The sequence below is a fragment of the Kitasatospora viridis genome (assembly GCF_007829815.1).
GTDB classification, from domain to species: Bacteria; Actinomycetota; Actinomycetes; order Streptomycetales; family Streptomycetaceae; genus Kitasatospora; species Kitasatospora viridis.
Window position 1 is genome coordinate 2,502,059 of sequence record NZ_VIWT01000001.1, and the last position, 21,063, is coordinate 2,523,121.

The following is a 21,063-nucleotide window of genomic DNA, read 5'->3' on the forward strand; positions in this document are numbered from 1 at the left end:
CCGGTCAGACCGGCTGCGGCTCCAGGTCGCGGTTGATCCGCTTCCAGCCCCGGGCCGAGACGGTGTTGGGGTGCTCCTCGCCGAGCTGGCGGATGAACTCCGCGACCGCCCGGGAGCGCAGCTCGGCCGCCTGGTTCACCCGGCCCTGGGAGCGCAGCGTGACGGCCATGTTGGCCTGGCAGGCGACGGCGTCCGGGTGCCGCGCGCTGTACCGGTCGCAGAGCCCCTGGTAGGCGGTGCGCTCCAGCTCCTCGGCCTCCTCCAGCCGGCCGAGGTCGCCGTAGGCGTTGGCCAGGTTGATCATGCTGTTCAGGGTGAACGGGTGCTCCGGGCCGAGCACCCGGCCGAGCGTGGCCACGGTGGCCCGGCCCAGCTCGACCGCCTCGGCCAGGCCGCCGCTGCCGCGCAGGTAGATCATCAGGTTGTTGGCGCAGGCCAGCGTGAACGGGTGCTCGTGGCCGAAGAGTTGCTGGTGGCCGACGTAGACCTGGCGGGCCAGGTCGCGGGCCGCGTCCTTGTCCCCGCCGGCGCTGTAGTCGGCGGCCAGGTTGAGCGCGCAGGCCAGCGTGTCGGGGGCGTCCTGGCCGTACCGCTCCAGGTAGCGCTCGTAGGTCTCCTTGGTCAGCCGGCGGGCCTCCGCCTGCCGGCCGGCCTTGCGCAGCGCCACGGCCAGCGCCTTGGCGTTGCGCAGGATCTCCGGCACGTCGATGTCCAGGGTCTCGGCGTAGGCCTCGTCCACCTCCTGGTGGACCGTCACCGATGCCTCGTAGTCGCCCTGTTCGCGCAGGTCGCGGGCGAGGTTGGACTTGCTGGAGAGGGTGTAGGGGTGCTTCGGGCCGAGCACCAGGGCGCGCCGGTCCAGGGTGTCCTGGTCCAGCTCCAGGGCGGCCGCGCTGTCCCCGACCAGCCGGTGGTCGATGGCGAGGTTGTTGGCGATCGACAGGGTGCGCGGGTTGTCCTCGCCGAACTGCTCGCGGAACCGCTCCAGGATCTCCCGGTCCAGCTCCAGCGCCTTGGCGAACTCGCCCAGCGCCCGGCGGTCGGCGCTCAGCGAGCCGGCCGTCATCAGGGTGTACGGGTGGTGCTCGCCGAGCACCCGGCGCTGCCGCTCCAGGGTGTCCTCGTCGAGCTCCATCGCGGCCGCGTACTGGCCCTGCGAGCGCATCACGTTGGCGAGCTGGAAGCGCAGCAGCAGGGTCTGCCGGTCGTCCTCGCCGAGCTTGGCGGTCCAGGCCTCGTCCAGCAGGTGGCCGGTGCGCCGGGCCTGGGTGTACTCGCCGCGCTTCCACAGGTAGCGGACCCGGTCGATCATCAGCTGCCGGGTGTCCGCCTCCTCGCAGTCGTGCGCCCGGGACGGCGACAGGTGCGGCCAGATCTCCTCGAAGGCGGGCCAGTTGGCCGGGTCGTCGGTGTCGCCGACCACCGGGCGGGCGCCGATCAGGATCCGGTGCACCTCGTGGATGGTGTCGATCTGCTCCGCCGGGGTCATCTCGGAGCGGATCACCTCCTGGACCAGCCGGTGCACCTGGATGCTGTTGGCGCCCGCGTCCACCTTGGCCAGCGCGTACCGGCCGATCGCCTGGATCACCCGGCCCAGCAGGAACTTGTCGCTCAGCCCCGGGTCGTAGGGCACCAGCGCCCGGATCATCTGGTCGCTGTAGAACAGGTTCATCGAGATCGGCTCGGGCGCGAAGTAGGCGCACAGCTGCAGCATCCGGGCGGCGGCCGGGGACTGCCGGCGCAGCCGCGCGATCGACACCCGCCAGGTGGCGCCGACCGTCATCGGGTAGTCCACCGGGCGCTCCAGCTCCAGCACCCGGGCGGCCTCGGTGCGCAGCGCCTCGATGTACTCGGCGACCGGGGTGCCGGTGGCCTTCAGCCAGGCGCCGGCCACCTCGACGGCCAGCGGCAGGTCGCCGACCGCCTCGGCCACCGCGTCGGCGTCGGGCCGGCCGAGCGCGCCGCCGGTGCGCCGGCTCAGGTGGTCGATGCTCTCCGGGCGGGTGAAGACGTCCATGGTGAGCGCCTCGGCCGCGGTGGACCAGGCCTGGTTGCGCGAGGTGACCAGCACGTGGCCGGGGCCGCCGGGGAAGAACCGGCGGATCTCGGCCGGCTCGTCGGCGTTGTCGAAGATCAGCAGCCAGCGCTTGACCCGCTCGCCGCGGCGCAGCGTCTCCAGCGCGATCTCCGCCGCGTGCGCCACCGGCTCGTTGGTGGAGCGGCCCATCCGCCGGGCCAGCTCGGCCAGTTGGCCCTGGATCTCCTCCTCCTGCTCGGCGGTGATCCACCAGACCAGGTCGTAGTCGGCCATGAACCGGTGCGCGTACTCCAGCGCCACCTGGGTCTTGCCGACGCCGCCGAGGCCGTAGAGGGTCTGCGGCACCGGCAGCACCGCGGTGGTGCCGCCGCCGAGCTGGTTGCGCAGCCGCTCCAGCACCTCGGCCCGGCCGGTGAAGTAGGTGTTGCGCGGCGGCACGTTCCAGATCTCCGGCTGGGTGCCGGGGAACCGCGGTCCGCCGGCCGGGTCGATGGTCGGCAGCTCCTCCCGGCCGAGCGCCTTGACCAGCGCGGCCAGCGCCTGCGGCTCCTTGAGGTTGACCAGGTCGACCGGGTTGCGGCTGCTGAACGGCGCGGCCAGCGGGGTGGAGCCGACCCGGACCGGGATCAGCTGGCGCCGGGTGCCGGACGGGTCGGAGCCGGCCACCGACTCCCAGAGCGCGCGGGCCTGCGGCGAGCGCAGGTAGGCGGGCGAGAGCACGGCGACGGTGCGGAAGGCGGCGTCCACCGAGCGCTCGGTCTCCAGCCGGGTGTCCGAGCCCGCGTCGGCGTCCCGGGGCAGCACCCGGAAGCCGGCCGCGCCGAGCACGTACTCGATCCAGTCGGCCCACATCCGGTCCTCGGGCACGTAGCTGAGGTAGATGTCGGCGGGCACGGTGGGGCGGCGCCGGGTGAACGCCTCGACGTAGCGCTGGCGCACCTCCTCGTCCATCGCCGGCAGCGTGCTGACCTCGCCGCCGGTGATCGCGTCGGTCAGCCGCTCGCAGGCGGAGAGCATGCTGGTCGGGGTGCCGGGCTGGTCGCCGAAGGTGGCGAGGATCTCCTCATAGGCGTAGAACGGCCGGTACGGGATCTCCACCGACCCCCAGTAGTGCACCAGTTGTTCGCCCGTCAGGCCGGAGGGCAGGCCGTCGAAGCGGATCCGGGCGAGCGCCCGGCCGGCGTCCGCCTTCTCCTTCTCGAAGTCGTCGATCCGCATCGGCACCGGCAGGATCCGGATCCCGCGGTCCCGGTAGCGGTCGTTGATGTGCTGGGCGATCCGCGAGGCGCCGTCGATGCTCTGGTCGCTCAGGGTGAAGCAGACCACCAGGTCGTCGGGCATCTGCACGGTGCAGATCTCGGCGGTGTCGGAGAGGCCGGTGCGGCTGTCGATCAGCACGTAGTCGTAGCGCCGGCGCATGTCGGCCCGCAGCGCGTCGAAGAACTGCCCGCCGTCGAACCGCTCGTAGAACAGGTCCCAGTCCAGGCCGCCCAGGGTGCCGGAGTAGTCCCGGTCCTGCCGGCCGGCGGAGAGGAAGTCGATGCCGCCGCCGGGCGGGAAGCCGGCCCAGGAGAGCGGCACGGTGTGCCCGGCCACCTTGGCGAAGTCCAGGTGCCAGCCCGGGTGGTGGCCGATGCCGCGGAGCTCCTCCTGGTAGCGCTCGGGCTCCAGCAGCGCGTCCGCGTACAGCTCGGTCTCCCGCAGCGCCTCCTCCCGGTAGTCGTTGATCAGCGTCATCACGCCCGGTGCCTCGGCGAGTTCGGCCGCGTCCAGGAAGGGGTGGAAGAACTTGGCCAGGCCCGGCGCCTCCAGGTCCCAGTCCACGGTCAGCACCCGGTAGCCGTTGGCCGCCAGGATCCAGGCGGTGTTGGCCAGCGCCATGGTCCGGCCGGTGCCGCCCTTGTAGGAGTAGAAGGTGATGATCCGGCCCTGCCGGTCCGCGTCGTCGGCGAGCACCGGACGGGCCGGTTGCGGGGACGGCTCCGGCAGTTGCGGGGAGGACGGGAGCCGCCCGCCCAGCCGTAGGTTGCGGGTGCGGTCCCGGTCGGACGGCTCAGGCATCGTGCTCTCCCCCTCGGTCGCTCTCGCGGTCCTGGTCGTTGGCGAACGGCCGGCGGCCGCGCGGCGGCAGCTCGTTGAAGGCGCCGGTCAGTCGTGGCCGGGGTTCCCCGGCGGCGGGCGGGCGCGGCAGCGCCCGCTCCTTGAAGGCCTTCTGCGCCCGGATCGCGGCGTGTTGGAAGGCCAGCCCGAAGTCGGTGGCGGTGGGCACCCCTTCGGCGTCGGTCCGGTCGCCGGCACCGGCCCGGAAGGTCGGGCGGGCGGCCGCGCCGCGCCGGCGCAGCACCCGGTCGCTGAGCGCGGCCAGCGCGTCGGCCTCGGCGGCGCACTGCGGGTCGTCCCGGTTCCACGGCTCGACCACCGTCACCCAGGCCGGGTTGCGCCGGGCGAACTCGGCGACCAGCGCCGCCCGGTGCGGGTCCTGCAACACCCAGCGGTCCAGCAGCACCACGCCCGGGCCCTGCGGCTGCTCCAGTTCCATCAGCAGCTCGGCCCGGGCGTCGAACTCGTGCACGGTCGGGTTGAGGTCGCACTGCCGGGCCAGCTGGGCGGCCTTCTCGGCCAATGTGGTGTCGCCGCCGCGCACGTACGGCTGCCAGTCGGTGCGCAGCGCGCCGTACCAGCCCGGGTCGCGGTGCCCGGGCACCTCGGTGTCCTTGAACGACAGGACGGCGATGGTGAGTTCGTCGGCCGGCGAGCGGCTCGGGAAGGCCGAGGGGTTGGTGGTGAAGTCGACCGGCTCGACCACCGGGACGACGGTCTCCAGCGCCACGTCGACGATCCGGCGGGCCAGCTTGTAGACCACCTTCTCGTAGAGGCCCTGGTTGTGCCGCTGCGCCATCAGCGCGTACAGCCCGTCCTCGGTGTAGGCGCGCGGCATCGAGGAGTGGTTGTACTGCACCTCGGCGGCCACCGACGGCAGCGCGCCCTCCCGCATGCCGACCCAGAGCACCGGCACGATCGCGGTGTTGTGGGCCGGTCCGCCGGGGGCGTTGGCGGCCCGCCGGGCGAAGGTGTACCACTCCTGTCCGCAGGGCGTGGAGCGGAACAGCCGCGGGTGGTAGAGCGGCACGAAGACCCGGCAGGTGGCCAGCGCCTCGGAGATCTTCAGCGCCCAGTTCTCGCCCTGGTGCATGGTCTCGTCCATGAACCCGACCGGGTCGGCGGTGGGCAGCGGGGTCAGCTGCAGCACGGCCTCGCAGAGGTCCTCGTAGAACTGGCTGACCCGCAGGTTCGGGTTGCGCGAGCCGACGGTGGGCATGTGCGCGTAGGAGAGGAAGAAGTGCGGTTTCGCCGAGGCCGTCCGCCCGCCTTCAGCGTCGTTCACTCAGCCTCCCCCGGCCCGGACGCTCCTCCCCACCGGGGGGAGGACTTCAGTGTAGGAAGCCGGGCTTCCCGGAGGGAATAGCGCCGCCTCGGCCCGCACCACTGATCATGCGTCAGAGCGCGGTCAACTGTCAGGAGTTTGCCCGCATCCGCCCGGCCTCACGTCCGAACCCGCGTCACTTCCGTCGCACCGGAAGCCTGTTCGATGCGCAGCCAGTCGGTGGCCGCGTCCACCGCGGCGCACACCGGCAGCAGCACCGCGCCGGCGCCGCCGACCCGGCCGGTGCGGGCGAGGCCGAGCGGCAGGATCGCCGCCAGCATCCGCGCGAAGTGCCGGTCGTCCACGTCCACCCCGTCGAAGTGCACCCAGCCGCGGTCCGCCGTCCGGGCGGTGTAGCGCTTCCGCGGCGGGTCCGGCATCCGGTACTCGGCCAGGTGCAGCACCGTGCAGCTGGTCAGCGGCGCGCCCAGCATCAGCACCTGGGCGCCGGCCCGGTAGAGCGCGCCGACCGGGGAGCGCTCGCCCAGGTGGCAGCCGAGCTCGTGCCCGGCGGTCAGCTCGGCGGCGCGCGGCCCGAGCGCGGCGAACGAGGTCTGCGGGTGGGCGCTGCGCACCGCGCCCGGGGTGCGGCGCAGCTCCTCGGAGAGCCGGCCGACGGTCGGCGAGCAGGGGGTGGCCGCCGGGTCGAAGGCCGGCATCGCGGCCAGGTGCTCGGCGAGTTCGTCCGGGCCCAGGCCCGCGGTCGCCTCGGTGTGCAGCCGGGAGGTGAGCGAGTTCTCCGGCGTCGCGGTGTAGCCGACCAGGGTGCCCGCCGGGCCGAGCGCGGCGCGCAGCCCGGCGAGCACGGCGGCCGCGTCGCCGGCCCACGGGGCCAGCGAGCGCAGCCCGCCGTGCACCAGCAGCACGCCGGTGGCGGGGCCGATGCCGAGGTCGCGCAGTTCGGCGGTGAGGCGGGACGTCGAACCCTCCATCAGACCGGCTGCTCGGCGCCGGCCGGCCGCCGCTCCGGCTCCGGCACCAGGCGCTCCGGCGCCGGCTCCAGCTCCGGCACCCGCGCCACCGACTCCGCCAGCCCCCGGGCGAACCGCTCCCCCAGCGGGGTCAGCGCGCCGGAGCCGAGCAGGGTCTCGCAGGCCCGGGCGGTGTGGCCGTGCCAGCGGGCCAGCTGCTCCCTGGCGTGCCCGGCTGCCTCCCCGGCCAGCCCGTCGTAGGCCCGCACCCGGCCGGCCCAGTGCTCGACCACGGCCAGGTGCGCGTAGCAGCCCTGGAACAGCCCCTCCAGCGGGCGCGGGTCCTCCCGCCAGGGGGCCTCGAAGAGCCGCCGGTCACCGCGGTCGAACAGGTCGTGGAAGTCCAGCACCGCGCCGAGCTTGACGTGCTGGAACTCGTGCACCAGCAGCAGCGCCAGGGCCGGGGCGGTGGCCGGCCGGGCGATCCCGACCGCGCCGAAGGCCTGCCGGGCGGCGGCGCTGACGTCCCGTCCGTTCGGGCCGGGCCGCAGCGGGGTGATGGTGCTCAGGCCGGCCGCGATGCCGTCCGCGTACTGCGGCAGGTCGCGCCGGGTCAGCTCCCAGGCCTCGCGCAGCGCGCCGGTCCAGTCGGCCAGCGCGCCCGCGGTGAGCCGCTGCTCGGCCGGCCACTGGTGGCTGTCCCGGTGCGGGTCCAGGTCCTCCAGCGCCACGGTCCAGCCGCCGGGCAGCTCCACCCGGCGCACCGGCAGCCAGCGCTCGTCGCCCGGCTGGTCGTGCGCCACCTCGAAGCGCGCCCCGCCCGGTGCCCGCACCGCGAAGGAGGCCGGCCCGCCGCGCAGCACCGCCTCGCCGCTGCCGCCGACCAGCAGCCGGCCCAGCGTGGGCAGGTGCACCGCGCCGCCGCGCACCGGCACCGGGAGCTCCTCGCGCCGGCCGGCCCGCAGCGAGGCGGCGGCGGCGATCTCGGCCAGCGGCGCGCTCTCCTCGGCGCCCGGCCCGCCGCGCAGCCGGCTTACCGCCCAGGCCCGCACGTACGGGTGGGCGAGCACGGCGTCCACGGCCTGCGGGGCCTCGGCGTCGAGCAGGGTGAGCAGCTGCCAGGCCCGGGCGTCGGCCGGGCCGACGGCGGCCAGCAGCCGGCGGGTCAGGTCCAGTTGGCCGGCGGCCAGCGCGCGCACGGTCGCCGCGTCGCCGTAGCCCCGGGCGAGCTGGTCGAGCTGCTCCCCGGTCGGGCCGGTGCCGGGCCGCACGCCGGGCGGCAGGGCGGGGGCGACCCGGTCCCGGATGGTGGTGATCAGCCGCATGAGGTCTCCGCAGAAGACGGAAGGGTTGTCGAAGCCGGCGTCCCCCCGCCGCTCGGGGGTGCGCCAGCGGTGCGCGTACAGGCCGCCGCCGCAGCTGCGCACCACGGGGCAGGCCCGGCACTGCGCGCTGAGCCCGGCCAGGCCGGACTGACGGGCCATCATGCCAGGGTGCCGGGCCACTTCGTCCAGGCTGTTCGCGAAGATGTCGAAACCGGTCGCGGGGGCACCGTCGAAGGCCGTTTTGAGGCTGTCGGCCTGTTCGAAACTCCCGTCGGTCTCGATCACCACCAGGTCGGCCGGGTCGAGCCCGAGCGACTCGGTGAGGCTGGACAGGCCGAGCAGGGTGCGCCGGATCGAGTCGAAGCTGCGCACCGGCACCGGCCGGCCGAGCTCCAGCCAGCGCTGGTGGACCGTCAGCAGCCAGTCCGCGTAGGGGGTGTCCCGGCCGAGCCGGGGCGGCGGGGCGTCCCAGGTGGCGTGCGGGAGCAGGAAGTCGAGGTGCGGCGGGTCGAGTTCGAGCAGCGCGTCGAGCACCGCCACCGGGTCGTTCGCCACGTCGATCGTGCAGAGCAGCCCCGCGTACAGCTCGCGGTAGCGGGGGGCGCGCAGCAGTTCGACGGCGGCCAGCACCTGCGGGTGGCTGCTGCGGCCGTCGGCGAACCGGCGGTGCCGGTCGTTGGCCGCCCGGTCGCCGTCCAGCGAGACGCCGACCTTGATCCGCTCGGCCAGGAAGAGTTCGAGGAAACGTTCGTTCAGCCGGACCGCGTTGGTGTGGATCCGCAGGTCCAGTTCGCAGCCCGGGGGCAGTTCGGCGCGCAGCCGCCGGGCCGCGTGCCGCAGCAGCGCCGGGCCGGCCAGCAGCGGCTCCCCGCCGTGCAGCACCACGTGCACCGCGGGCAGCCGGTGGGCCTCCGCGTGCTCGCCGATCCGGCGGGCCGCCTGGTCGAGCACCTCGGTGGAGACCGCTTTCGGGCGGCCGCGCCAGCTGGTGTCGGCGTGCTCGTACACGTAGCAGTGGTCGCAGGCGAGGTCGCAGCGACTGTGCACCTTCAGCACGAACTGCGCGAACGGTACGAGCACGGGGCCGCCCACCAGACTCCGGTCGGTTCTTCGGATCCCGCCGTCAGATCGAGGAGTTGAACGCGGCCACCGCCACCTGACCGGACTCGCCGCCCGGCAGCGCCCGGTGCAGCGCGGCCGTCAGCTCCGCGACCCCCAGGGCGGCCAGCTGGTCCAGCGGGATCCGGGTGTCAGCCTGCGGGCCGCCCTCCCGGTCAGACGCCGCGGCAGGCTCGACAGTCAGGACAGTGGTCATAGCGTCAGATCCTCTTCAGCGAGAGATGCGATTCAACCGCACCCGGTGCGGGTAAAGGTAGCCCGCCCGGCGCGCCATAGCATGCCGCTCGCCGCCCGCCCCCGGGCCCGCCGTCGCGGCTCCGGGGCAGCCCGGTGGCCGCGAGCTGCGCCGACCTGCGGCGGGGCCGCGGACCTGGCCTGATCCGACTAGCGAAGACCACCCGGTAGGGCTACTCCGAATCGCGTAGGCGCCGGGAACTCCGGGCGCGTCGCGTCTACTGACGGTGCGCCCGCTGACGGGCACTCAGCCGACCCCGCGTCAGGGGCAGAGCCGCTCGACCGTCCAGCCGCCGGGGCCGGCGGTGTAGCGGAGCCGGTCGTGCAGCCGGTTGGGGCGCCCCTGCCAGAACTCGACGGCCTGCGGGACCACCCGGAAGCCGCCCCAGAACGGCGGCACCGGCACGCCCTCGCCCTCCGGGTAGCGGGACTCCAGCTCGGCGAAGCGCCGCTCCAGCACCTCGCGCGAGGCGACCGGGCTGGACTGCTCGCTGGCCCAGGCGCCGAGCTGGGAGCCGTGCGGGCGGATCCGGAAGTAGGCGGCGGTCTCGTCCCGGCCGGTGCGCTCGACCCGCCCGGTGACGGTCACCTGACGCTGGATCGGGTGCCAGGGGAAGAGCAGCGCGGCGTGCGGGTTCGCGGCCAGTTCGGTGCCCTTGCGGGAGCCGTAGTTGGTGAAGAAGACGAAGCCGCGCCGGTCGTACCCCTTCAGCAGCACGGTGCGCGAGCTCGGCCGGCCGGCCGCGTCGGCGGTGGAGAGCACCATCGCGTTGGGCTCGTCGAGGCCGGCCCGCTCGGCCTGGGCGAACCAGCGGCTGAACTGGGTCACCGGGTCGGCGGCGAGGTCGGATTCGGCCAGCCCCTCCTCCTCGTACTGACGGCGCATCCGGGCGAGATTGGGGACGGAGGTCTGCGGCGCGTGCTGGGCGCTGTCCGGGATCTGCACGCCAACATCATCCCGTACGACAAGCGGCGCACCGTGCTCCGCCTATGGAATCTCGACATCAAGAGATATGGTGGCTCGCCACCGCCGGGCCGCCCGGCAGACCAGGACGATGTCCGGTAACGGCCGGTTCGCACCGGAAGATCCCCGGTTCCCACCGGGCGCGACGAGCGGCACGGCGGGCCCACGGGAAACATCACCGCAGTGGTGTATGGCGCAATGCACCCAGTGCCTGTCACTCTGGCACCGAGTGCCAAACACCCAACGGTCACCGGCCGTGCCGCCCCACCTCGGCGGCCCGGCCCGTCACGTCACTGAGGAGCCGCGTGATGTCCGATTTCGTACCCGGCCTTGAGGGAGTCGTCGCCTTCGAGAGCGAGATCGCCGAGCCGGACCGCGAGGGCGGCGCGCTGCGCTACCGCGGCGTGGACATCGACGAGCTCGTGGGCCACGTGTCCTTCGGGCACGTCTGGGGCCTGCTGGTGGACGGCAAGTTCAACCCCGGCCTGCCGGCCGCCGAGCCGTTCCCGATCCCGGTGCACTCCGGCGACATCCGGGTCGACGTGCAGTCCGCGCTCGCCATGCTCGCGCCGGTCTGGGGCCTCAAGCCGCTGCTCGACATCTCCGCCGAGCAGGCCCGCGACGACCTGGCCCGGGCCGCCGTGATGGCCCTCTCCTACGTGGCCCAGTCGGCCCGCGGCCAGGGCCTGCCGATGGTCCCGCAGAGCGAGATCGACAAGGCCGAGACCGTGGTCGAGCGGTTCATGATCCGCTGGCGCGGCGAGCCCGACCCCAAGCACGTCAAGGCGATCGACGCCTACTGGACCTCGGCCGCCGAGCACGGCATGAACGCCTCCACCTTCACCGCCCGGGTGATCGCCTCCACCGGCGCCGACGTCGCCGCCGCCCTGTCCGGCGCGGTCGGCGCGATGTCCGGCCCGCTGCACGGCGGTGCCCCCTCCCGCGTGCTGCACATGATCGAGGAGATCGAGCGCACCGGCGACGCCACCGCCTACGTCAAGAACGCCCTGGACAAGGGCGAGCGCCTGATGGGCTTCGGCCACCGCGTCTACCGCGCCGAGGACCCGCGCGCCCGCGTGCTGCGCCGCACCGCCAAGGAGCTCGGCGCCCCGCGCTTCGAGATCGCCGAGGCGCTGGAGAAGGCCGCGCTGGAGGAGCTGCACAACCGCCGCCCCGACCGGGTGCTGGCCACCAACGTGGAGTTCTGGGCCGCGATCATGCTGGACTTCGCCGAGGTCCCCGCGCACATGTTCACCTCGATGTTCACCTGCGCCCGCACCGCCGGCTGGTCGGCCCACATCCTGGAGCAGAAGCGCACCGGCCGCCTGGTCCGCCCGGCCGCCCGCTACATCGGTCCCGGCCCGCGCAGCCCGCGCGAGGTCGAGGGCTTCGAGTCGATCGCACACTGACGCTGCGACAGGTGTGCACCCCGTGACGCCCGTTGTCCAGTCGCCGAAGATCACATCTCAGCGGCCGGACAACGGGCGGACACACGCGGCGCGTACCACTAGGCTGCGGCCCGTGGCCCAGATTCAGATCCCCGCTGACCTCAAGCCCGCCGACGGCCGATTCGGCTGCGGGCCGTCCAAGGTGCGCCCCGAGGCCCTCAGTGCCCTCGCCGCCACCGGTACCTCGCTGCTCGGCACCTCGCACCGCCAGGCCCCGGTCAAGGACCTGGTGAAGCGCGTGCGCGAGGGCGTGTCCAGCCTCTTCTCGCTGCCCGAGGGCTACCAGGTGGTGCTCGGCAACGGCGGCTCCACCGCGTTCTGGGACATCGCCGCCCTCGGCCTGGTGCGGCAGAAGTCGCAGCACCTGAGCTTCGGCGAGTTCTCCTCCAAGTTCGCCTCCTCGGTCAAGGCCGTGCCGTGGCTGGACGACCCGACCGTGGTCAAGAGCGAGGTCGGCAGCCACCCGCTGCCGGTCGCCGAGGCCGGCGTGGACGTCTACGCGCTGACCCACAACGAGACCTCCACCGGTGTGGCGATGCCGATCCGCCGCCCCGCGGGCACCGCGGGCGACGGCTCGCTGGTCCTGGTGGACGCCACCTCGGGCGCCGGCGGCCTGCCGGTGGACATCGCCGAGACCGACGTCTACTACTTCGCGCCGCAGAAGTCCTTCGCCGCCGAGGGCGGGCTGTGGTTGGCCACCTTCTCGCCGGCCGCGCTGGAGCGGGCCGCCGAGATCGCCGGTTCGGGCCGCTACGTCCCGCCGTTCTTCGACCTGCCGACCGCGATCGACAACTCCTCGAAGGACCAGACGTACAACACCCCGTCGATCTCCACCCTGTTCCTGCTGGCCGACCAGCTCGACTGGCTGAACGGCAACGGCGGGCTCGACTGGGCCGTCGCCCGTACGGCTGAATCCTCGGCCCACCTCTACGGCTGGGCGGAGAAGGCGGAGTTCGCGCAGCCGTTCGTCGCCGAGCCGTCGATGCGCTCCCAGGTGGTCGGCACCATCGACTTCCAGGACGGGATCGACGCCGCCGCGATCGCCAAGGCGCTGCGGGCCAACGGCATCGTGGACACCGAGCCGTACCGCAAGCTCGGCCGCAACCAGCTGCGGATCGCGATGTTCCCGGCGGTCGACCCGGCCGACGTCCAGGCCCTCACCGCCTGCATCGACTACGTGGTCGACCAGCTCTGACCCACGGCACCACCCGACGAGGGGCCGCCGCTCGCGCACCGAGCGGCGGCCCCTCGTCCGTCGTCCGTCACTTCCCGAGCAGGGCGCCGATCAGCACGGCCACCAGGACCAGGCCCAGGGCTCCGGAGACGATGCGGGTACGGGTCTTGGGATCCACGGTCCCCGAGGGTACCCGCTGGGCTCACATGCCCAGGAAGGAGCCCCCGGTGGCGTCCAGCACCTGGCCGGTCACCCAGCGGCCGTCCGCGGAGGCCAGGAAGGCCACCACGTCGGCGATGTCGGCCGGCTCCGCGACCCGGTCGAAGACCGACAGCCGGCCCGCCGCGGCCCGCTCGTCGGGATCGGCCAACTGCGGGTTCATGTCGGTCAGCACCATGCCGGGGGCCACCGCGTTGACCGTGATCCCGCGCCCGCCGAGCTGCTGGGCCAGGGTCCGGGTGAAGGTGTCCAGCGCGCCCTTGGTCATCGAGTAGGCGGTGATCACCGGGAAGGCGATCCTGGTCACCCCCGAGGAGACGTTGACGATCCGGCCGCCGTCGCGCAGCCGTTCCAGCCCCTGCTGCACCAGGAAGAACGGCGCCTTCACGTTCACCGCGAAGACCCGGTCGTAGTCCGCCTCGGCCACCTCGCCGGTGTGCCCGAACGCGGTGATCCCGGCGTTGTTCACCAGGATGTCCAGCCCCGGCTCGGCGCCCCGCGCGGCCAGCGCCGCGTCGAAGGCGGCCCAGAGCGCGGCCGCGTCGCCCGGCACGCCGAGCTCGGCGCGCACCGCGAAGGCCTGCCCGCCGGCCGCCTCGATCTCGGCCACCGTCTCCTTGGCCGCCTGGTCGTTGCCGCCGTAGTGCACGGCGACCAGCGCCCCCTCCGCGGCCAGTCGCAGCGCGATCCCCTTGCCGATCCCGCGGCTGCCACCCGTGACGAGCGCGGTCCTGCCGGTGAGCCGGTCCATGGCCCCCACCTTTCTTTAGCGGTCACTAAGCAAAGACCGTAGCACAGTATCTTTAGCGGTCGATATACAATTCCTCCATGACGGCAGCAGGCACCCGGGGACGACCCCGCTCGTTCGACCGCGAGGCGGCGCTCGGCACCGCCACCCTGCTCTTCTGGGAGCACGGCTACGAAGCCACCTCGATCGCCGACCTGACCGCCGCCATGGGCATCCGCCCGCCCAGCCTCTACGCGGCCTTCGGCGACAAGCGGGCGCTCTTCCACGAGGTGGTCGCGCGCTACGCCGCCGGACCCGGCGACTTCGTCCGGCGCGCGCTCGACGAGGAGCCCACCGTCCGCCGCGGCATCGCCCGGCTGCTGCACGAGGCGGCGAGCGAGTACGCCACCCCCGGCCGCCCGGCCGGCTGCCTGGCGATCAGCGCCGCCACCAACTGCACCGACGCCGCCGTCCGCGCCAGCCTGCGCCGCCTGCGCACCGCGGGCACCGAGAACCTCGAACAGCGCATCGCCCGGGCCGTCGCCACCGGCGAGGAACCGGGCAGCACCGATCCCGCCGCGCTCGCCCGGTTCGTCTCCGCCGTCCTCCAGGGCATGTCCCAGCAGGCCAGGGACGGCGCCACCCGGCAGGAGCTCGAACTCGTCGCGCGGACGGCGGTGCTGGCCTGGCCCACACCGCAGTGACGGCGCGTCAGGGGCGCCTGCCGACGGATCAGCCGGGCTTGAGCGGCCAGCTGCGCAGGCTGGTGTAGCGGGCGCGGGGTGCGTGCAGGTCGCTGCGCACCAGGTGGACGGCGGTGACCGGGAACTCGGCGCCGTGGAAGGGGACGAGCTCGGCCGCGGCGGCGTGCAGCGGCCCCGCGGCGGGGTGCCGGCCGCTGCGGGCCAGGGTGAGGTGCGGGTGGAACTCGGCGGCGTCCGCCCCCTCGTCGAGCACCTCGCCGACCGCGACGGCCACCGAGCGGGCCAGCGCGCGCAGCGTCCAGGTCTCGCCGGCCATCCCGACCCAGAGCACCCGGCCGCCGAAGTGCCCGCCGCCGGCCAGCCGCAGCCGGTGCACGGGGTGGTCGAGCGCCGCCCGGGCCAGCGCCTCCCCGAGCACCGGCAGCCGCTCCTCGGGGACCTCGCCGAGGAAGGCCAGGGTGAGGTGCCAGCCGTCCCGGTCCGTCCAGCGCAGCCCGTCCGCCCCCGGCAGCGCCTGCAGCGGCGCCACCGCGGCCTCCAGTTCGGCCAGCACCGCCGGTGGGGGCAGCACGGCGACGAAGAGCCTCATACCCCCAGTGTCCCACCCGTCGCAGGAGTCGCTACAGTCCCTGCGGCCCGCCGTTGACGGGCCGTCAGCCACTCCAGGGGGAACCACATGCCAGTCCGTCACCGGGCCGCCGCAGCAGCCCTGTTCGCCACCGCGGCGCTCGCCCTGACCGCCTGCGGGCCCGACGAGACCCCGGCCGGCACCGCCGCGCCCGCGCCGTCCGCGCCGTCCGCGCACGCCTCCGCGCCGTCCGCACACGCCTCCGCCAAGCCCACCGACTGTCCCGGGCTCGCCTGGGGCCACCTGGCGATCCACGTGGACGACGTGAACGGCGCGATGAACCACGTCGAGGCCCACATCGCGATCCTGAACTGCTCCCCGGGCCTGCCCGACGGCCCCACCTGGGAGCCCACCCCGCAGGCCGTCGAGTACACCTTCTCGACCGCCGCCAAGACGAAGATCGTCTACGCGCCGGACGGCCTGCGCACCGTCACCTGGGACACCGCGCTGCGCCACCTGCAGTCCTGCGCCGCCCCCGACCGCTACCCCACCCCCAAGGGCGAGGAGTGCCTGGGCAACTTCTACGACGTGCTGGTCGACCCCGGCAAGCAGATCACCGAGCTGACCCAGCTCTACCACGTCTGACCGGCGGCCCCGGGCGGCGGAGGCTGACACCCCGTCGCCCGGGGTGTAGACAAGACGACATGATCATTCGAACCGGCGGTCCTGACGACATCCCCGCAGTGCTCACCCTGTTCGACCGCGCGGTCGCCTGGCTGGCCGCCCAGGGCCGCACCGGCCAGTGGGGCGACCAGCCCTGGTCCACCAACGAGGCCCGGATCGCGCACGTGCACGACTACGCGACCAAGTGCCTGATGCGCCTGGCCGAGGACGCGGACGGGCAGCTGCTCGGCGTCTGCGTGCTCGCCCAGGAGGTGCCCGCCCACATCCCGCCCGCCGACGCCCCCGACCTCTTCATCCGGCTGCTCGGCACCGACCGCGGCCGCAAGAACACCGGCGTCGGCGCCGCCCTGGTCGCCGACGCCCGTGCCGAGGCGGTCCGCCGCGGCCTCCCGCTGCTCCGGGTGGACTGCTACGCCGGCGACGACCGCCGCCTGGTCGCCGCCTACCGCGCCCTCGGCTTCACCGAGACCGACCCCTTCGAGGTCGACCGGCCGGACGGCAGCCGCTGGCCGGGCCAGGTGCTGGAGATCCGCCTCGACGGCTGACCGCCCGTCAGCAGGCGGCGGCCAGCTCGCGCTTCGGCGCCGCCTGGCGCGGCACGAAGGCCACCACCCGACCGCCGTTGCCGCGGTGCAGGTCCAACTGGAGCCGCAGGTCCGCGCAGCGGGCCAGCACCAGGCCGACCGCAGCGGCGGCGAGCGTGGCGACCGCGCCGCAGGCCAGCAGGCCGACCCGCGGACCGTAGGCGTCGGTCACCCAGCCGACCAGCGGCGCACCCACCGGAGTGCCGCCGGTGAAGACCAGCACCAGCAGGCCCATCACCCGGCCCCGCATCTCGGGGTCGGTGGCCAGCTGCACGTAGGAGTTGACCGCGGTGTTGAAGGTCAGCCCGAAGACCCCGACCAGGGTCAGCAGCAGCGCGAAGCTCCAGTAGCCGGGCGCCCCCGCGGCCGCCACCTCCAGCACCCCGAAGGCGAGCGCGGCGCCGGCCAGCCAGCGCAGCCGGGGCGCGCCGCGACGGGCCGCCAGCAGTGCGCCGACCAGCGAGCCGGCCGCCATCGCGGTGTTCAGCAGGCCGTACAGGCCGGGGCCGACGTGGAAGGTGCGGTAGGCGAAGCCGGAGAGCAGGGTCGGGAAGTTGAAGCCGAAGGTCCCGATGAACCCGGCCAGCACCAGCGGCCACATCAGGTCCGGGCGCTCCTTCACGTACCGCAGGCCCTCGCGCAGCTGACCGCGCTCGCGCGGGATCCGCTCCACCGGGTGCAGCTCGGCCGTCCGCATCGCCAGCAGCCCGCCGATCACGGCGGCGAAGGAGAGCGCGTTCAGCGCGAACGCCCAGCCGCTGCCCACCGCGGCGATCAGCAGGCCGGCCACCGCCGGGCCGACCAGCCGCGCGGTCTGGAAGTTGGCGGCGTTCAGGCTGACCGCGTTGGCCAGGTCCTTGGGACCGACCATCTCGGAGACGAAGGCCTGCCGGGTCGGCGTGTCCACCACGGTGACCAGCCCGAGCAGCAGGGCGAACAGGTAGACGTAGTACTCGGTGACCGCGCCGGTGACGGTCAGCACGGCCAGCGCCGCGGCCAGCAGGCCCATCGCGGCCTGGGTGCCGATCAGCAGCCGCCGCTTGGGCATCCGGTCGGCCAGCACCCCGCCGAACAGGCCCAGCGCCAGGGTGGGCAGGAACTGCATCGCGGTGGTGATGCCGACCGCGAGCGGACTGTGGGTCAGGCTGAGCACCAGCCAGTCCTGGGCGATCCGCTGCATCCAGCTGCCGGTGTTGCTGACGATCTGTCCGGCGAAGAAGTACTTGTAGTTGCGCACCCGCAGCGAGGAGAACATCCCTCCCGGGCGGGTGAATCTGGCCCCCGTGGGGCCCGGTGCGACGGTGTCGGCCGTCGCGGTGCGTTCGTCGGGGTCGGCGGTATGGCTTCCCTTGCTCACAGGGTCGGTTCCTCTCGTTCGCGTCTTCCGTGCCGTGTCCGAGAGGCCGTCAGAGGTGGGCCAGCTTGTAGAGCGCGGGCGCCGCCTCGCGCACCGCGGCCCACTCCTCCTCGGTGAGCTGGGCGGCGAGTTCGGCCAGCCACGCGTTGCGCAGCCGCCGGCTCTCGTCGAGGATCTCGGCGGCCTGGTCGGTCATGCTGACCACCACCTGGCGCCGGTCCTGCGGGTGCGACTCGCGCCGCACCAGGCCCTTCTCCTCCAGCATCGCGATGATCCGCGTCATCGACGGCGGCTGGACGTGCTCCCGCCGCGCCAACTCCCCCGGCGTGGCGCTCCCACACCTCGCCAGCGTGCCCAGCACGCCCACCTCGGTGGGACTCAGCGAATGCTCCACCTGCTGGTGGCGCAGCCGCCTGGCCAGGCGCATCACGGACGACCGCAGCTGACTGACAGCGGCGAGGTCCTCCTCGGACATCTCGGACATGATCCTTAGCTTACGTCATTACTCTCGCTAATTAAGACTTCGACACGTGAGATCGGACACGCCGGAGGGCGCGGCTCGACGAGCCACGCCCTCGGTACGAACGGGTTGGTCTCAGTGCGGGAAGGCCCGCCGGGAGCGCCAGCTGGTGTGCTCCCGGGCGACCGCGTCCTCCACGTCGCCGGCCAGCCGGACCCAGGCCTCCTCGGCCTGCGGGTCGGTCAGGTCCAGGGTGGTGATCTTGGCCCAGACCGCGTCCAGCTCCTTGGCCGCGAGGCGGTAGGCGGAGACCACCGGGCGCAGCTGCTTGAGCTGGGTCCAGGCGATGATCGCGGCGGCGGCCGCCGCGCAGACCCCGAACAGGCTGGTGTGGATCGCGCCGGCCGCCTGGGCCACCGCGGCCGCGCCGCCGAGGATCATCAGGGCCACCGTGCCGAGCCCCCAGGAGGCCGCCTGCGACTCGGCGGCGTTCGCCTTCGCCAGGTACCAGGTGCGCTGGCCCTCCACCCGCAGGCGCAGGTACAGCATCCGGCGCGCCGTCAGGTCGCCCGTCCGCAGCTCGCGCATCCCCTCGGTGATCTCCGGCGCGGCGCCGGCCGGCAGCACCCCGGACCCCTCGAAGGTGCGCAGCACCTCGGCGACCTGCCCGCGGTAGTCCTCGTCCAGCTCGGCGGAGTCCGCCGGGCCGCCGAACGGGCGGGCCCGCACGGTGTACTTCCAGGCCAGGGTCTTCAACGACTCGGCCGCCGCCCGGGCCTCGAACCAGCGGGCCTGCGGGTTGCCCGCGCGCAGCCGGAACCAGAAGAAGCCGCCGAACAGGAAGGCCGCCACCGAGACCAGCGGGGCCGCCCCCGAGCCGGCACCGGCCACCGCGCCGACCGCGGCGGCGACCACCAGCATCAGGATCATCCCGCGGTACCAGCGCAGGGTCTGCCGCTGCGCGTCCACCGAGGCCCGGTCGGCCGTCTGGTACGGCTCGGGCAGGAAGTCCGCCTCGTCGGCCCGGGCCGGGTCCCATCGCACCATCAGGCAGTGCCCCCTCACTCCGTCAGGGGGCAGTATGCCCATCGTCAACTCCGCTACACAGCACGGTTTCCGGCCACCTGACGGGCGGTCGGCCGGCGGGCCGGACGGTCAGCGGCGGCGCACCGGGACCACCGCGGCGACCAGCGCCATCACCGCGCCGAGCACCCCCACCTCGGCCAGCAGCAGCCAGCGCACCGGCACCGCGTCGACCGGCCGGGGCGGCGCCGCGGCCATCGCCAGCAGGCCGCACACCACACCCAGCACCACGCCGACCGCCAGCACGGTGGCGCCGCGCACCCGCACCCGAGACCTCGTGTCCCGCAGCTCACTCAGCATGCCCCCCAGCTTCCCGGAGCCCGCCCCGGCGCCGCATCGGGGAGCGACCCCGAAATGCCCCTGACTCCGCCTACCCCCAGCGGACGAGCAGCCCTGCGCAACGCGGAGGAGCCCGGCCCCGTGACCCGGGACCGGGCTCCTGCGTGCGGCGGGCGCCGGGCTACTGGCCGATCCCCAGCGCCGGCATCAGGTAGTAGAAGGCGAAGACCGCCGCAACCGCGTAGAGCGCGACCGGCACGCTCTTCCCGCGCCCGGTGGCCAGCCGCAGCACGCAGAAGGTGACGAAGCCCATCCCGATGCCGTTGGTGATCGAGTAGGTGAACGGCATCAGCACCATGGTCAGGAAGGCCGGCACCGCGATCGTGTAGTCGGACCAGTCGATCTCCCGGATCGAGTTGGCCAGGATCAGGAAGCCGACGGTGACCAGGGCGGGGGTGGCCGCCTGGGCCGGGACCATGGTGGCCAGCGGGGTCAGGAAGAGCGCGAGCATGAAGAGCCCGCCGGTGACCAGGCTGGCGAAACCGGTCCGGGCGCCCTCGCCGACGCCGGCGGTGGACTCCACGAAGCAGGTGTTGGCCGAGGCGGAGGTGGCGCCGCCGGCCGCGGTGGCGATGCCGTCCACCATCAGCACCCGGTTCATGCCGGGCAGGTCGCCGTTCTTGTCCAGCAGGTGCGCCTCGTCGGCGACGCCCAGGATGGTGCCCATCGCGTCGAAGAAGCAGCTCATCAGGACGGTGAAGACGAACAGCACGCCGGTCAGCACGCCGACGTGGTGGAAGCCGCCGAACAGGCTGACCTTGCCGACCAGGCCGAAGTCCGGGGTGGCCACCGGGTTGCCGGGCCACTTGGGCACGGTCAGGCCCCAGGCGGCGGCCGGCAGGCCGGCCAGCTTCTGGATCACCACGGCGAGCACCGTCATCACGGCGATCGAGATCAGGATCGCGCCGGGCACCTTGCGGACCACCAGGGTCAGGGTGAGCAGCAGGCCGGCCACGAAGACCAGCACCGGCCAGCCGTGCAGGTGGCCGCCGATGCCCAGCTCCAGCGGCACGGTGGTGTGCGCGGCGTCCGGGATCCGGCTGACGAAGCCGGAGTCGACCAGGCCGACCAGGGTGATGAAGAAGCCGATGCCGATCGCGATCGCCTTCCGCAGGCCCAGCGGCACCGCGTTCATCACCCGCTCGCGCAGCCCGGTGGCGACCAGCAGCATGATGCAGAAGCCGGCCAGCACGACCATGCCCATGGCGTCCGGCCAGGTCATCTTGGGTGCCAACTGGAGCGCCACGATGGTGTTCACGCCCAGGCCGGCGGCCAGGCCGATCGGCACGTTGCCGATCACGCCCATCAGCAGCGTGGTCAGGCCGGCGGTCAGCGCGGTCGCGGTGACCAGCTGGGGGAAGCTCAGCGCGTGGTGGTCCACGTCGACCGCGTTGCTCAGGATGATCGGGTTCAGCACCAGGATGTAGGCCATGGTGAAGAAGGTCGCGACGCCCCCGCGGATCTCCCGGGGCACGCTCGAACCGCGCGCGGAGATCTTGAAGTAGCGGTCGATGGCGCCGGTGGGGGGAGTGGGCGCCTGGGGCTCGGGCGACTCCAGGGTCGGCTGGGCCACGGAAGGCATGGAACGTCCTCAGATGGGGGTGGAGGAAGTCTCAAGTATGGGTCGTTGCGTCGTGCACGCGCCATCTTCGCGCGTAGACAACGGCCGTCCGGACGCACCGACCCCGTACGCTGACTGCC

18 protein-coding genes are annotated in these 21,063 nt (G+C 73.7%); 5 read left to right on the plus strand and 13 right to left on the minus strand.

Annotated features, from left to right (window positions below):
• Positions 1–4: 4 nt before the first annotated feature.
• From fxsT to pdxH, 6 genes are all read right to left on the minus strand, one after another.
• On the minus strand, positions 5–4,099 hold the full coding sequence (fxsT, locus tag FHX73_RS11020) for an FxSxx-COOH system tetratricopeptide repeat protein (protein WP_145904842.1): 4,095 nt from the start codon (positions 4,097–4,099) through the stop codon (positions 5–7).
• A complete protein-coding gene (locus tag FHX73_RS11025; RefSeq protein ID WP_145904843.1) occupies positions 4,092–5,423 on the minus strand; it encodes a TIR-like protein FxsC in 1,332 nt (443 codons plus the stop codon). The genes fxsT and FHX73_RS11025 overlap by 8 nt, the downstream gene beginning before the upstream one ends.
• A 158-nt stretch (positions 5,424–5,581) precedes the next feature.
• On the minus strand, positions 5,582–6,394 hold the full coding sequence (locus tag FHX73_RS11030) for an AAC(3) family N-acetyltransferase (RefSeq protein WP_145904844.1): 813 nt from the start codon (positions 6,392–6,394) through the stop codon (positions 5,582–5,584).
• On the minus strand, positions 6,394–8,778 hold the full coding sequence (locus FHX73_RS11035; RefSeq protein WP_246213461.1) for an FxsB family cyclophane-forming radical SAM/SPASM peptide maturase: 2,385 nt from the start codon (positions 8,776–8,778) through the stop codon (positions 6,394–6,396). The genes FHX73_RS11030 and FHX73_RS11035 overlap by 1 nt, the downstream gene beginning before the upstream one ends.
• Before the next feature lie 43 nt (positions 8,779–8,821).
• Positions 8,822–9,013, minus strand: coding sequence for an FxSxx-COOH cyclophane-containing RiPP peptide (fxsA, locus tag FHX73_RS11040; protein ID WP_145904846.1), 192 nt, complete (start codon positions 9,011–9,013; stop codon positions 8,822–8,824).
• Between the two features lie 300 nt (positions 9,014–9,313).
• Positions 9,314–9,937, minus strand: a complete 624-nt coding sequence (gene pdxH, locus FHX73_RS11045; RefSeq protein WP_145908202.1) for a pyridoxamine 5'-phosphate oxidase — start codon at positions 9,935–9,937, stop codon at positions 9,314–9,316.
• A gap of 386 nt (positions 9,938–10,323) precedes the next feature.
• Between pdxH and FHX73_RS11050 the strand changes: the two genes are divergently transcribed.
• Entirely contained in the window at positions 10,324–11,424 is a 1,101-nt protein-coding gene (locus tag FHX73_RS11050; protein WP_145904847.1) for a citrate synthase 2, read from the plus strand.
• 112 nt (positions 11,425–11,536) lie between these two features.
• Positions 11,537–12,658 carry a phosphoserine transaminase gene (gene serC, locus FHX73_RS11055; RefSeq protein ID WP_145904848.1) on the plus strand — a complete coding sequence of 374 codons (1,122 nt, stop codon included), beginning with the start codon at positions 11,537–11,539 and terminating at the stop codon, positions 12,656–12,658.
• 181 nt (positions 12,659–12,839) lie between these two features.
• Here serC and FHX73_RS11060 read toward each other — a convergent pair whose 3' ends face one another.
• On the minus strand, positions 12,840–13,607 hold the full coding sequence (locus FHX73_RS11060; RefSeq protein ID WP_145904849.1) for an SDR family oxidoreductase: 768 nt from the start codon (positions 13,605–13,607) through the stop codon (positions 12,840–12,842).
• Positions 13,608–13,684: 77 nt separating this feature from the next.
• Here FHX73_RS11060 and FHX73_RS11065 point away from each other — a divergent pair, with 77 nt between their 5' ends.
• A complete protein-coding gene (locus FHX73_RS11065; protein WP_145904850.1) occupies positions 13,685–14,287 on the plus strand; it encodes a TetR/AcrR family transcriptional regulator in 603 nt (200 codons plus the stop codon).
• A gap of 28 nt (positions 14,288–14,315) precedes the next feature.
• Here FHX73_RS11065 and thpR read toward each other — a convergent pair whose 3' ends face one another.
• Positions 14,316–14,876: an RNA 2',3'-cyclic phosphodiesterase gene (gene thpR / locus FHX73_RS11070; protein WP_145904851.1), complete on the minus strand. Its 561-nt coding sequence runs from the start codon at positions 14,874–14,876 to the stop codon at positions 14,316–14,318.
• Positions 14,877–14,963: 87 nt separating this feature from the next.
• On the opposite strand from thpR, the gene FHX73_RS11075 reads away from it, so the two are divergent.
• Together FHX73_RS11075 and FHX73_RS11080 are read left to right on the plus strand one after the other, a co-directional pair.
• Positions 14,964–15,500 (plus strand): hypothetical protein, encoded by a 537-nt coding sequence (locus FHX73_RS11075; RefSeq protein ID WP_145904852.1) that lies wholly within the window; start codon positions 14,964–14,966, stop codon positions 15,498–15,500.
• Between the two features lie 59 nt (positions 15,501–15,559).
• On the plus strand, positions 15,560–16,084 hold the full coding sequence (locus tag FHX73_RS11080) for a GNAT family N-acetyltransferase (RefSeq protein ID WP_211786171.1): 525 nt from the start codon (positions 15,560–15,562) through the stop codon (positions 16,082–16,084).
• 7 nt (positions 16,085–16,091) lie between these two features.
• Here FHX73_RS11080 and FHX73_RS11085 read toward each other — a convergent pair whose 3' ends face one another.
• The 5 genes from FHX73_RS11085 to FHX73_RS11105 form a co-directional block, all read right to left on the minus strand.
• Positions 16,092–17,480 (minus strand): MFS transporter, encoded by a 1,389-nt coding sequence (locus FHX73_RS11085; RefSeq protein ID WP_246213462.1) that lies wholly within the window; start codon positions 17,478–17,480, stop codon positions 16,092–16,094.
• Between the two features lie 49 nt (positions 17,481–17,529).
• Positions 17,530–17,964 carry a MarR family winged helix-turn-helix transcriptional regulator gene (locus FHX73_RS11090; protein ID WP_145904853.1) on the minus strand — a complete coding sequence of 145 codons (435 nt, stop codon included), beginning with the start codon at positions 17,962–17,964 and terminating at the stop codon, positions 17,530–17,532.
• Between the two features lie 111 nt (positions 17,965–18,075).
• Positions 18,076–18,987: a DUF4231 domain-containing protein gene (locus FHX73_RS11095; protein WP_170304887.1), complete on the minus strand. Its 912-nt coding sequence runs from the start codon at positions 18,985–18,987 to the stop codon at positions 18,076–18,078.
• 108 nt (positions 18,988–19,095) lie between these two features.
• Positions 19,096–19,323 (minus strand): hypothetical protein, encoded by a 228-nt coding sequence (locus FHX73_RS11100; RefSeq protein ID WP_145904855.1) that lies wholly within the window; start codon positions 19,321–19,323, stop codon positions 19,096–19,098.
• Between the two features lie 160 nt (positions 19,324–19,483).
• Positions 19,484–20,944 carry an NCS2 family permease gene (locus FHX73_RS11105; RefSeq protein WP_145904856.1) on the minus strand — a complete coding sequence of 487 codons (1,461 nt, stop codon included), beginning with the start codon at positions 20,942–20,944 and terminating at the stop codon, positions 19,484–19,486.
• Positions 20,945–21,063: the final 119 nt, after the last annotated feature.

What these genes read in the sequence shown, in the direction of transcription:
- fxsT (WP_145904842.1), bottom strand. Translation starts at nt 4,099, where the DNA reads ATGCCTGAGCCGTCCGACCGGGACCGCACCCGCAACCTACGGCTGGGC.
- FHX73_RS11030 (WP_145904844.1), bottom strand. Translation starts at nt 6,394, where the DNA reads ATGGAGGGTTCGACGTCCCGCCTCACCGCCGAACTGCGCGACCTCGGC.
- fxsA (WP_145904846.1), bottom strand. Translation starts at nt 9,013, where the DNA reads ATGACCACTGTCCTGACTGTCGAGCCTGCCGCGGCGTCTGACCGGGAG.
- pdxH (WP_145908202.1), bottom strand. Translation starts at nt 9,937, where the DNA reads ATGCGCCGTCAGTACGAGGAGGAGGGGCTGGCCGAATCCGACCTCGCC.
- FHX73_RS11050 (WP_145904847.1), top strand. Translation starts at nt 10,324, where the DNA reads ATGTCCGATTTCGTACCCGGCCTTGAGGGAGTCGTCGCCTTCGAGAGC.
- FHX73_RS11060 (WP_145904849.1), bottom strand. Translation starts at nt 13,607, where the DNA reads ATGGACCGGCTCACCGGCAGGACCGCGCTCGTCACGGGTGGCAGCCGC.
- FHX73_RS11065 (WP_145904850.1), top strand. Translation starts at nt 13,685, where the DNA reads ATGACGGCAGCAGGCACCCGGGGACGACCCCGCTCGTTCGACCGCGAG.
- thpR (WP_145904851.1), bottom strand. Translation starts at nt 14,876, where the DNA reads ATGAGGCTCTTCGTCGCCGTGCTGCCCCCACCGGCGGTGCTGGCCGAA.
- FHX73_RS11075 (WP_145904852.1), top strand. Translation starts at nt 14,964, where the DNA reads ATGCCAGTCCGTCACCGGGCCGCCGCAGCAGCCCTGTTCGCCACCGCG.
- FHX73_RS11080 (WP_211786171.1), top strand. Translation starts at nt 15,560, where the DNA reads ATGATCATTCGAACCGGCGGTCCTGACGACATCCCCGCAGTGCTCACC.
- FHX73_RS11090 (WP_145904853.1), bottom strand. Translation starts at nt 17,964, where the DNA reads ATGTCCGAGATGTCCGAGGAGGACCTCGCCGCTGTCAGTCAGCTGCGG.
- FHX73_RS11095 (WP_170304887.1), bottom strand. Translation starts at nt 18,987, where the DNA reads ATGGTGCGATGGGACCCGGCCCGGGCCGACGAGGCGGACTTCCTGCCC.
- FHX73_RS11100 (WP_145904855.1), bottom strand. Translation starts at nt 19,323, where the DNA reads ATGCTGAGTGAGCTGCGGGACACGAGGTCTCGGGTGCGGGTGCGCGGC.
- FHX73_RS11105 (WP_145904856.1), bottom strand. Translation starts at nt 20,944, where the DNA reads ATGCCTTCCGTGGCCCAGCCGACCCTGGAGTCGCCCGAGCCCCAGGCG.